Annotated in this window: 10 protein-coding genes and 2 tRNA genes; 3 read left to right on the top strand and 9 right to left on the bottom strand. The window is 69.7% G+C overall.

Annotated features, from left to right (window positions below):
- Nucleotides 1-570 precede the first annotated feature (570 nt).
- Nucleotides 571-795: a hypothetical protein gene (locus AB0B55_RS27780; RefSeq protein ID WP_357133531.1), complete on the top strand. Its 225-nt coding sequence runs from the start codon at nt 571-573 to the stop codon at nt 793-795.
- A gap of 3 nt (nt 796-798) precedes the next feature.
- Here AB0B55_RS27780 and AB0B55_RS27775 read toward each other — a convergent pair whose 3' ends face one another.
- Entirely contained in the window at nt 799-1,596 is a 798-nt protein-coding gene (locus AB0B55_RS27775) for a carbon-nitrogen hydrolase family protein (protein ID WP_357133533.1), read from the bottom strand.
- 39 nt (nt 1,597-1,635) lie between these two features.
- Nucleotides 1,636-2,469, bottom strand: a complete 834-nt coding sequence (locus AB0B55_RS27770; RefSeq protein ID WP_357133535.1) for a DMT family transporter — start codon at nt 2,467-2,469, stop codon at nt 1,636-1,638.
- A gap of 41 nt (nt 2,470-2,510) precedes the next feature.
- Between AB0B55_RS27770 and AB0B55_RS27765 the strand changes: the two genes are divergently transcribed.
- Nucleotides 2,511-3,131 (top strand): XRE family transcriptional regulator, encoded by a 621-nt coding sequence (locus AB0B55_RS27765; RefSeq protein ID WP_357133537.1) that lies wholly within the window; start codon nt 2,511-2,513, stop codon nt 3,129-3,131.
- A gap of 27 nt (nt 3,132-3,158) precedes the next feature.
- On the opposite strand, the gene clpX is transcribed toward AB0B55_RS27765, so the two are convergent.
- The 5 genes from clpX to AB0B55_RS27740 form a co-directional block, all read right to left on the bottom strand.
- The gene (gene clpX / locus AB0B55_RS27760; protein WP_145779357.1) at nt 3,159-4,454 is read right to left on the bottom strand and encodes an ATP-dependent Clp protease ATP-binding subunit ClpX; all 1,296 of its coding nucleotides are present in this window, start codon (nt 4,452-4,454) and stop codon (nt 3,159-3,161) included.
- Between the two features lie 211 nt (nt 4,455-4,665).
- Entirely contained in the window at nt 4,666-5,328 is a 663-nt protein-coding gene (locus AB0B55_RS27755; RefSeq protein ID WP_357133539.1) for an ATP-dependent Clp protease proteolytic subunit, read from the bottom strand.
- Nucleotides 5,329-5,338: 10 nt separating this feature from the next.
- Nucleotides 5,339-5,980, bottom strand: coding sequence for an ATP-dependent Clp protease proteolytic subunit (locus tag AB0B55_RS27750; RefSeq protein WP_088988027.1), 642 nt, complete (start codon nt 5,978-5,980; stop codon nt 5,339-5,341).
- A 245-nt stretch (nt 5,981-6,225) separates the two neighbouring features.
- Entirely contained in the window at nt 6,226-7,572 is a 1,347-nt protein-coding gene (gene tig, locus AB0B55_RS27745) for a trigger factor (RefSeq protein WP_355052307.1), read from the bottom strand.
- A gap of 116 nt (nt 7,573-7,688) precedes the next feature.
- Nucleotides 7,689-7,762: transfer RNA gene (locus AB0B55_RS27740), tRNA-Pro, on the bottom strand.
- Nucleotides 7,763-8,095: 333 nt separating this feature from the next.
- Between AB0B55_RS27740 and AB0B55_RS27735 the strand changes: the two genes are divergently transcribed.
- Nucleotides 8,096-8,169, top strand: a tRNA-Gly gene (locus AB0B55_RS27735).
- Nucleotides 8,170-8,222: 53 nt separating this feature from the next.
- Here AB0B55_RS27735 and AB0B55_RS27730 read toward each other — a convergent pair.
- Together AB0B55_RS27730 and AB0B55_RS27725 are read right to left on the bottom strand one after the other, a co-directional pair.
- A complete protein-coding gene (locus AB0B55_RS27730) occupies nt 8,223-8,645 on the bottom strand; it encodes a nitroreductase family deazaflavin-dependent oxidoreductase (RefSeq protein ID WP_357133542.1) in 423 nt (140 codons plus the stop codon).
- Nucleotides 8,645-9,268: an NAD(P)H-binding protein gene (locus tag AB0B55_RS27725; protein WP_357174801.1), complete on the bottom strand. Its 624-nt coding sequence runs from the start codon at nt 9,266-9,268 to the stop codon at nt 8,645-8,647. The genes AB0B55_RS27730 and AB0B55_RS27725 overlap by 1 nt, the downstream gene beginning before the upstream one ends.
- Nucleotides 9,269-9,291 lie beyond the last annotated feature (23 nt).

The raw sequence follows: 9,291 nt of genomic DNA, 5'->3' as shown, positions 1-9,291 counted from the left end.
AAGCAGGCTGCCAGTCCGGGGTATAAATCATAATTGGCACTGGCTTTACAAGCACCCTGTTGAGTTCTCAAAGAACAACCACACACCGATCAGCAGCTCCACATCCGTGGAACCCCGTTTCGGGGCAACCGCTCAAACCTACTTGGTCGAACTTTCATTGTCAACCTCGTATTTGAGGCGATCAATCTGGTTCGTCCGGACCCACGTTGACGCACGCCGTATCCGGCGGTCGTTACTCTCGTGGGAAGCCGCAGACCGGCCGATCGCCGCTGCGCGGCTCTCCGCCCGGCTCCTGCCGGCTTCAGAACTCTACCCGGTCGGCTTCGCGTCCGCAACCCCGTCTCCGAGGTGTTTCGCACCGCCCGATCTCAGTCTCGCTCGGCGTCTCCGCCACGAGCCTGGCGCCCGTTCTCGGCCGGTTTGTCCGGCCTCCCTCGTGCAGAGAGAAAGTTACGCGGCCGGCCGGGAGAAGGCAAATCAGGGTTCATCACTGGTTCGGGTCACGTCGACCGGCGCGCTCTCCACCGTGGTCGGCGACGCGGCACGTGTCGGCGTGCCAGAGTGTCAGTCATGGATGAGTCCGGGCTGAAAACCGCGGTGTTCGCCGAGGAAGCACTGCTCGGCATCCTCCTGCCGTTCTGGCAACTGGTGATCGGCGCGGTCGTACTGGTGGTCCTGGTCTTCTCGGTCGGACGACTGGCCCGCCGCGGCAGGTCCCGGATGACCACGGCCCTGCTGGTCACCGCCGCGGTGATCGCCGGGCTTGCGACGATCGGCGTCCTGCTCGAGGGCTGAGTCTCAGAGCCGGCGGTTGGCGAGGCTCGGCAGCTCGGCCCGGATCATCGAGAGCCGGTCAAGGTCCAGATCGGCGACGGCGACCCCCGGCCCGTCGGGCAGCTGGGTCAGGACCGTCCCCCACGGGTCGACCACCATGCTGCGCCCGAAGCAGGTGCGGCCCGGCTCGTGGTCACCGGTCTGACCCGCCGCCGCCACGAAGCACTGGTTCTCGATCGCCCTGGCCCGGAGCAGGATCTCCCAGTGGTCCCGCCCGGTGTGCATCATGAACGCCGCCGGCACCACCAGGAGCTGGGCGCCGCCCTCGGTGGCGAGCCGTCGGTACAGCTCCGGGAAGCGCAGGTCGTAGCAGATCGAGAGCCCGACCCGGAGGCCTTCCACGTCCACCACGACAGGTTGGGCACCGGGCGCGACGGTCTCCGACTCCCGGTAGGAGACCCGACCGGGGATCTCCACGTCGTACAGGTGGATTTTGCGGTAGCTCGCGGCCAGGCTGCCGGCGCGGTCGAAGACCAGCGAGGTGTTCCAGGTGTGCGCGGGGTCCGGGCCGGCTTCGTGGAACGACCCGGCCAGCACCCACATCCCCAGCCGCCGTGCCACCCCGGCGAAGAAGCTGCCCACCTCGCCGTCGACCGGCTCCGGCTCCGGCAGACCGGCCTCCGGGCCGAGATAGTCGACGTACTCGGGAAGGATGGCGAGGTCCGCGCCGCCGTCGGCGGCGCGTTCCAGCAGCAGCTCCGCGGCGGCCAGGTTGGCCTTGCGGTCGTCCCGGGCGTTGAGCTGGCAGACGGCGACGCGCATGAGAGAAGAGTACGACCGGACCGGCCGGTGTGGACAGCCTCAGATGCTGGCCAGCACGAGAGCCCCCGCCGCGAACCCGAGGCCGGCGATCTGAACCGGCCGCAGCCGTTCGCGGTCGACGGCGAGCGCCAGCAGTACCGTGCTGGCGGGGTAGAGCGCGGCGATCGCCGCCACGATGCTGAGGTGCCCTCGCGCGGCAGCGGCCAGGAAGAGCGCGTTGGCGGCGCTGTCGAGCAGACCGGCGACGGCCGCCCAGCCCAGCGACCGCCGTCCGACTCGCAGTCGCACACCCGTGCCGGCGGCGAGGAGCAGGCCGAACGCGATCGAACTGGCCCGTACCGCCGCCACCGGCCACATGCCCGCGCTCTCGCTGGCCTGACCGAGCAGGGTGAAGAAGACGCCGAAGAGCGCGCCGGCCGCGAGGGCGAGCCCCACCAGTCGGGCCGGGACCGTCGGGCGGCCACCGCCCTCGCCGAGGCTGACCAGGGCGATCGCCACCACCGCGAGGCCGGCGCCGGTGAGCGCCGGGGCGCCGGGGAAGGTGGTGGTGAACAGGCCGGCGACGATCGGCACCACGGCGGCGGTGATCGCGGTGACCGGTGCCACCACGGCCATCATCCCGCCGGCGAGCGCTCGGTAGAGCAGCACGACGCCGCCCGCGCCCGCCGTCCCCGCGAGCAGTCCCCAGGCGATGTCGGCGACCGTCGGTGACCCCGGCACCAGGAGCACCAGAGCGACCAGCAGCGGGACGCTCAGCAGCTGGGAGACCACGGTCACCGCGATGGGGTCGGCGCGGCGGGACGCCTTGCCGCCGGAGAAGTCGGCGGTGCCGAACGCGACTGCGGACACCGCTGCCAGGAGAATGGGGAACATGCCACTGTCGTACCACAATAGTAACCGTGAAGGATAGTTTGATGACCGACGCAGGTGGCCGTGTCAGTGCGGTGACGGCCGCGGTGGCCCGGCAGGTACGGGAGCTGCGCGCCGCACGGGGCTGGTCGTTCGAGGAGTTGGCCGGCCGGTCCGGCGTGAGCAAGGCGATGCTCGTACAGATCGAGAGCGCACGCACCAACCCCAGCGTCGGCACGCTGTGCCGGGTCGCCGACGCGTTCGGCGTCAACATCGCGCGGCTGCTCGAGCCCGACGAGGAGCAGACCGTGCGGATCAGCTCCACGGTCGAGGCGCCAGTACTCTGGCGGGGCGAGCACGGCGGCACCGCCCACCTGCTCAGCGGGCTCGGCGAACCCGACCTCGTCGAGCTGTGGGACTGGCGGCTCGAACCCGGAGAACGACACCGCTCCGCCGACCATCCCCGGGGCACCCGGGAGGTCCTGCACGTGCTCGCCGGGGCGGTGGTCGTCCGGGTGGACGGGCAGGATCACGCCGTACGGGCCGGGGACACGATCGAGTTCCACGCCGACCGGGAGCACGGCTACCGCAACGACGCCGACGAACCGGCTCGGCTGATGATGGTGACGGTCACCCCGTCGGGTGAGTGGGACCGCCGGACACGGTCACGCCGACCGCGTCAGTGACGGACGGCCGGCGTGACGCGGGGAGGATCAGGCCGACTTCTCCTCGCGGTCCCGCCGGGCCCGACGCCCGGTGAACTCACGCGGAACGATCGTCGGGTTGACGTTCTCCAGGACGACCTCGCGGGTGATCAACACCCGGGCGGCGTCCGGGTTGCTCGGCACCTCGTACATCGCGGAGAGCAGGACCTCCTCGATGATGGCCCGCAGACCGCGGGCGCCGGTGCCCCGCAGCATCGCCTGGTCGGCGATGGCCTCCAGCGCCGGCTCGTCGAACTCCAGCTCGACGCCGTCCAGCTCGAACAGGCGCTGGTACTGCCGGACGAGAGCGTTGCGCGGCTCGGTGAGGATGCGCACCAGGGCGCTGCGGTCCAGGCTGCGCACGTTGGTGATCACGGGAAGCCGCCCGACGAACTCGGGGATGAGCCCGAACTTGAGCATGTCCTCCGGCATGACCTGGCTGAAGATGTCGTCGGTCGACCGCTCGGACACCGACCGCAGCCGGGCGCCGAAGCCGGTGCCACCCTGCCCGGTGCGGGACTCGATGATCTGGTCGAGGCCGGCGAACGCGCCACCGCAGATGAACAGCACGTTCGTGGTGTCGATCTGGATGAACTCCTGGTGCGGGTGCTTGCGACCGCCCTGCGGCGGGACGTTGGCGACCGTGCCCTCCAACATCTTGAGCAGGGCCTGCTGCACACCCTCGCCGGAGACGTCGCGGGTGATCGACGGGTTCTCCGACTTACGGGCGATCTTGTCGACCTCGTCGATGTAGATGATGCCGGTCTCGGCGCGCTTGATGTCGTAGTCGGCGGCCTGGATCAGCTTGAGGAGGATGTTCTCCACGTCCTCGCCCACGTAGCCCGCCTCGGTCAGCGCCGTGGCGTCGGCGATGGCGAACGGGACGTTCAGCATCCGGGCGAGGGTCTGCGCCAGGTGGGTCTTGCCGCACCCCGTCGGGCCGAGCAGCAGGATGTTGGACTTGGCCAGCTCGACGGCGTCACTGCCGGAGCCCGGCGCGTTGGCCGCCTCTGCCTGGATGCGCTTGTAGTGGTTGTAGACCGCGACGGCGAGCGCCTTCTTGGCCTGGTCCTGCCCCACGACGTAGTTGTCGAGGAACTGGCAGATCTCCATCGGCTTGGGAAGCTCTTCCCACTTCACCTCGCCGGACTCGGCCAGCTCCTCTTCGATGATCTCGTTACAGAGATCGATGCACTCGTCGCAGATGTAGACCCCTGGGCCCGCGATGAGCTTCTTGACCTGCTTCTGCGACTTACCGCAGAAGGAGCATTTCAGTAGGTCGCCGCCGTCACCGATCCGTGCCACCTACGTTCTCCCTGCACTCATCGGCCGGAGACCCGGCCCTGACCTGCGGACGCTGCGCGCCGCCCGGCTTGGTTCGCTTCGCTGGCCCGACCGGCGAAGCGGTACGGACCCGACGTTACCCGCTGGCGGGGCATTCTCCGACCCCCAAAACGGGTGTGTCAGAGGCCGGCCGGGAACTTCACGCCCCGGCCAACCTCTGACCCGGTACAGCTCAGCTGGCGGAGTGGGTCGCCAGCAGACCCTTCTTGCGGCTGGTCAGAATCGTGTCCACCAGCCCGTACTCCTTGGACTCCTCGGCCGTCATGATCTTGTCACGGTCGATGTCCTTGCGGACCTGCTCGATCGGGCGGTTGCAGTGGCGGGACAACATGTCCTCCAACTGCGTCCGCATCCGCAGGATCTCCCGGGCCTGGATCTCGATGTCCGAGCCCTGCCCGTAGCCGCCCTCGGTGGCCGGCTGGTGGATGATGATCCGCGAGTTCGGAAGCGCCATCCGCTTACCCGGGGTGCCCGCCGACAGCAGCACGGCCGCGGCGCTGGCCGCCTGCCCGAGGCAGACCGTCTGGATGTCGGGGCGGACGTACTGCATGGTGTCGTAGATCGCCGTCATCGCGGTGAAGGAGCCACCCGGCGAGTTGATGTACATGATGATGTCGCGGTCCGGGTCGGTGCCCTCCAGCGTGAGCAGCTGGGCCATCACGTCGTTGGCCGACGCGTCGTCCACCTGGACACCGAGGAAGATGATCCGGTCCTCGAAGAGCTTGTTGTACGGGTTCGACTCCTTGACCCCGTACGACGTGCGCTCGACGAACGACGGCAGCACGTAACGGTTGTGCACGGCCGCGAACTGGGGCGGCAGGCTCAGGTCGGTCATCGTCAGCTCCTCAGCTCAGGGTCCCGGCGCCATCCGGAACCTGAGCGGCCCCGATGATCACCTTGTCGATGAAGCCGTAGTCCATGGCCTCCTGGGCGGTGAACCAACGGTCCCGGTCCGAGTCCGCCTCGATCTGCGACTGGTCTTGGCCGGTGTGGTGCGCGACCCGCTCCTGGAACATCCGCTTCGTGTAGAGCATCTGCTCCGCCTGGATGGCGATGTCGGACGCCGTGCCGCCCAGGCCACCGGACGGCTGGTGCATCATGATCCGGGCGTGCGGCAGGGCGTAACGCTTGCCCTTGGTGCCCGCGCAGAGCAGCAGCTGACCCATCGAGGCAGCCATGCCCATCGCCACGGTCGACACGTCGTTGTCGATGAACTGCATGGTGTCGTAGATCGCCATGCCCGAGTAGACCGAGCCACCCGGCGAGTTGATCCACAGGTTGATGTCGCGGTCCGGGTCCTCCGCGGCGAGCAGCAGGAGCTGCGCGCAGATGCGGTTGGCGACCTGGTCGGTCACCTCACTGCCCAGGAAGATGATGCGTTCCTTGAGCAACCGGTTGTAGACCGAGTCGTCGAGGTTGCCAATGGAGTCGCCACCGCGCGCGTCAATCGCCCGGAGCGACTTCTTGGGGATGTGCATGTCGGTCATGGCAGCCCTTCGCTCTCCGTACCGTCTTTCCCGACACTAACCGCTGTGCGGGGCGGCAGAGTCCCGGTCGGGGCACTGTTCGCTCTCAGCGCAGCTGTGTCGGGCACCCGCGGCGCGGGCCTTCCGGGCGTACCCCGGCAGCGCTCAACTCCGGGCGTACCCGGCAGCGCTCAACTCCGGGTGTCCCCGGAAAGGGTTTGGCCGCCGTGCACCGCGCAGCGGCGGACGGCGGCCGCACCCGACGATCAGTGCTCGTGGTTGTGCTCGGCCTCGTTGGCGGCGCGCAGCGCGTCCAGGGTGACCGGGTTGCCGGCCGAGTCCTTGATCGTGATGCGCTCCATGACGGCCGCGAGCGCCTTGCCGCGCCGGACGTCACCGAAGACCGCGGCGGCGGCGCCGGAGCGCACCAACTGGTCGTAGTACTGCTGCGGGGCCATCCCGGCGCGCTGCGCCCGGTGCACGATCTCGTGCCCGAACTCGTCGTCGGAGACCTGCACGTCCTCCGCGTCGGCCAGCGTGTCGAGCAGGAGCTGCACCTTGACGCCCTCGGTGGCCGCCTCGGTCAGCTCGGCGTCGATCTGCTCCTCGGTCTTCTCCTCGGCCGCCAGGTATTCCTCCAGGGAGGCGCCGATCCGCTCGAGCTGGTCGACCATCGCCTGCTTGCGGCTGGCGACCTCCTCGCGCACGACGCCCTCCGGCGCCGGCACCTCGGCGGTCTCGACCAGCTGCGCCAGCGCCTTGTCGCGGGCGGCGTAGATCTGCTCGACCTGCTTGCCCTGGGTGACCCGGGACCGCAGGTCGCCGCGCAGCTCCTCGATCGTGTCGAACTCGCTGGCCATCTGCGCGAACTCGTCGTTCAGCTCCGGCAGCTCCTTCTCCTTGACCGTGCGCACGGTCACCGCCACGTCGGCGTCGCGGCCGGCGAAGTCGCCGCCCACGAGCTGGGTGGTGAAGGTGGTGCTGTCGCCGGCGGCGAGGCCGACGACGGCCTCGTCCAGGCCCGGCAGGAGCTGCTTGCTGCCCACCTCGTGGGAGATGTTGCTGGCCTGACCGCCCGGCACGTCCTCGCCGTCGACGGTCGCGTTCAGGTCGATCTGCACGTAGTCGCCCTCGGCGGCGGCCCGCTCGACCGTCTTGAGGGTGGCGAACCGCTCCCGCAGGTTCTTGACCTGCTCGTCGATCTCGCTGTCGTCGATCTGCAGCTCGTCGACGGTCACCTCGATGGTGGACGCGTCCGGGATGGTGATCTCCGGACGGACGTCGACCTCGGCGGTGAAGTTCAGCGAGTCACCGTCGTTGAACTCGGTGATCTCGACCTCGGGACGCCCCAGCGTCTTCAGGTCGTGCTCGCGCACCGCGGCCATGATGTTCTCCGGGATGGCCTCCTGGACCGCCTCGTTGAGGACGGTGCCCCGGCCCACCCGCTGGTCGATCACCGCGGTCGGCACCTTGCCCCGGCGGAAGCCCGGGACCTGGACCTGCGAACCGATCTCCCGGTACGCCTTCTTGAGGCTCGGCTCGAGCTCGACGAACGGCACCTCGATGGCGAGCCGCACGCGCGTCGGGCTCAGAGTCTCGACGGTGCTCTTCACAGGCGTACTCCTTGACGGATCTGGGTTTGATTCTGGGCCTTCGATTGGCCCATCGAGTGTAGGCGAGCCGGCGGGGCCGGCTCGCAGCGCCCGGGGAGACCGGACGCGGACGACAGTCGGGGTGGCGGGATTTGAACCCACGGCCCCTCGCTCCCAAAGCGAGTGCGCTACCAAGCTGCGCCACACCCCGTGGCGACGTGCAGTCTATGCCGTCGCCGCGCCTCCGGCAGTGCCGGGGCGTCCGCCACCCGGACAGATCTGCCCATCTCACCCCTTAGACCCTTCAAGATCCGCGCACATCGGGGCCCGCCGCCCGCCGCGCCCGCCGCAGGATCCGCGCAACATCGGGGAAACTGCGGCTTCCCGGGGTGCGGATGCCACGACTTCGGTGATGTTGTGCGGATCTTGGAAGGCGCCACGCGGCGTCGCGACGACCCGACGCCGCGGGGGCGGTGGCGCGGTCGCGCGCCCAGGACCGGCATTGGGTACGCTGTCGGCGCGCCCCGTTGCGGCGGGGCCGAGCGCGGGCGTAGCTCAATGGCAGAGCTTCAGTCTTCCAAACTGACGGTGCGGGTTCGATTCCCGTCGCCCGCTCCACCCACGAAGCCCAGGCTCAGCGGCACCTTCGCTGAGCCTGGGCTTTTCCCCGTTCAGTCTTCGACGCGTTCCAGGACGACCACGGGAATCTCCCGGGTGATCCCCTGCTGGTAGGTGGCGTACTCCGACCTGGCCGACACCATCAGACGCCACAGGCGCGGACGCTCCCGCGTGGTGGCGGTGCGCGCCCGGGCGGTGAAGGTCTCCGTACCGACCTGCACGGTGACGTACGGGTCGGCGAGCAGGTTGAGATACCACGCCGGGTGGTGCTCCGCGCCACGGTTCGAGGCGGCCAGCACGTAGCCGTCGCCATCGCGTTCGTACACGAGCGCGGTGCGGCGCAGCTCGCCGGTTCTTCGGCCACGGGTCGTCAGGAGCAGGTCGCGCACGCCTGGCCGTGGTCTGCCTCCGGTCTCCTCGAAACGGCGGATGTGCTCGGCGACCCAGGTGTTCGGGCTGTCGTGGACCTCGGGCATCACACCTCCCGGACACTCAGGGCGGACCGGTGGTGGCGGGGCGCCTCGATTTCGTCGACCAGCGCTATCGCGAAGTCCGGGTAGCTGATCCGGCTGGCCGGGTCACCGTGCTCGGCGACCCGATAGCCGCCGGTACGGGTGCCGTCGTGGTCAAAGTCGCCGGCCGGGGCCACGTACGCCCAGTCGAGATCGCAGGTCCGCAGCTCGTCGAGGCCCGCCGCGTGGCCCAGGTAGAAGGAGCGGTACCCGTCGGGGTAGCCGGGCTCGTCCATCAGGGCGACGCCGGACGCCCCGGGCATGATCGACGCGAGGCCCACCACCACCAGGCGACGTACGCCCGCCTCGGCCAGGCCGGCGGCCAGGGCGCGGGACGACGTCGTGAAGAAGTCGCGCGGTGGCCGGGACAGGTCCACGGCGGCACTGATCGCGGCGTCCTGCCCGGCGGCGGCGCGCGCGACGCTCGCGGCGTCCGTGACGTCGCCCGCCACCACGTGCGCCTCGCCCAGGTCGCCGTGGGCCGCCGGGTCGCGTACCACGGCGGTGACCCGATGGCCGCGTCGGCGCGCCTCGGCGACAGCCCGTCGCCCGGCCCGGCCACCCGCTCCGAAGACCACGATGTTCATGGCGAATGCCTTCCACCAGGGCC

It is taken from the genome of Micromonospora sp. NPDC049107 (assembly GCF_040648595.1).
In the GTDB taxonomy this organism is placed as follows: domain Bacteria; phylum Actinomycetota; class Actinomycetes; order Mycobacteriales; family Micromonosporaceae; genus Micromonospora.
Note: the sequence above shows the minus strand (reverse complement) of the source record. Positions and strands in the feature narration are given on the sequence as shown.

What these genes read in the sequence shown, in the direction of transcription:
- AB0B55_RS27780 (WP_357133531.1), top strand. Translation starts at nt 571, where the DNA reads ATGGATGAGTCCGGGCTGAAAACCGCGGTGTTCGCCGAGGAAGCACTG.
- AB0B55_RS27775 (WP_357133533.1), bottom strand. Translation starts at nt 1,596, where the DNA reads ATGCGCGTCGCCGTCTGCCAGCTCAACGCCCGGGACGACCGCAAGGCC.
- AB0B55_RS27770 (WP_357133535.1), bottom strand. Translation starts at nt 2,469, where the DNA reads ATGTTCCCCATTCTCCTGGCAGCGGTGTCCGCAGTCGCGTTCGGCACC.
- AB0B55_RS27765 (WP_357133537.1), top strand. Translation starts at nt 2,511, where the DNA reads ATGACCGACGCAGGTGGCCGTGTCAGTGCGGTGACGGCCGCGGTGGCC.
- AB0B55_RS27755 (WP_357133539.1), bottom strand. Translation starts at nt 5,328, where the DNA reads ATGACCGACCTGAGCCTGCCGCCCCAGTTCGCGGCCGTGCACAACCGT.
- AB0B55_RS27750 (WP_088988027.1), bottom strand. Translation starts at nt 5,980, where the DNA reads ATGACCGACATGCACATCCCCAAGAAGTCGCTCCGGGCGATTGACGCG.
- AB0B55_RS27730 (WP_357133542.1), bottom strand. Translation starts at nt 8,645, where the DNA reads ATGCCCGAGGTCCACGACAGCCCGAACACCTGGGTCGCCGAGCACATC.
- AB0B55_RS27725 (WP_357174801.1), bottom strand. Translation starts at nt 9,268, where the DNA reads ATGAACATCGTGGTCTTCGGAGCGGGTGGCCGGGCCGGGCGACGGGCT.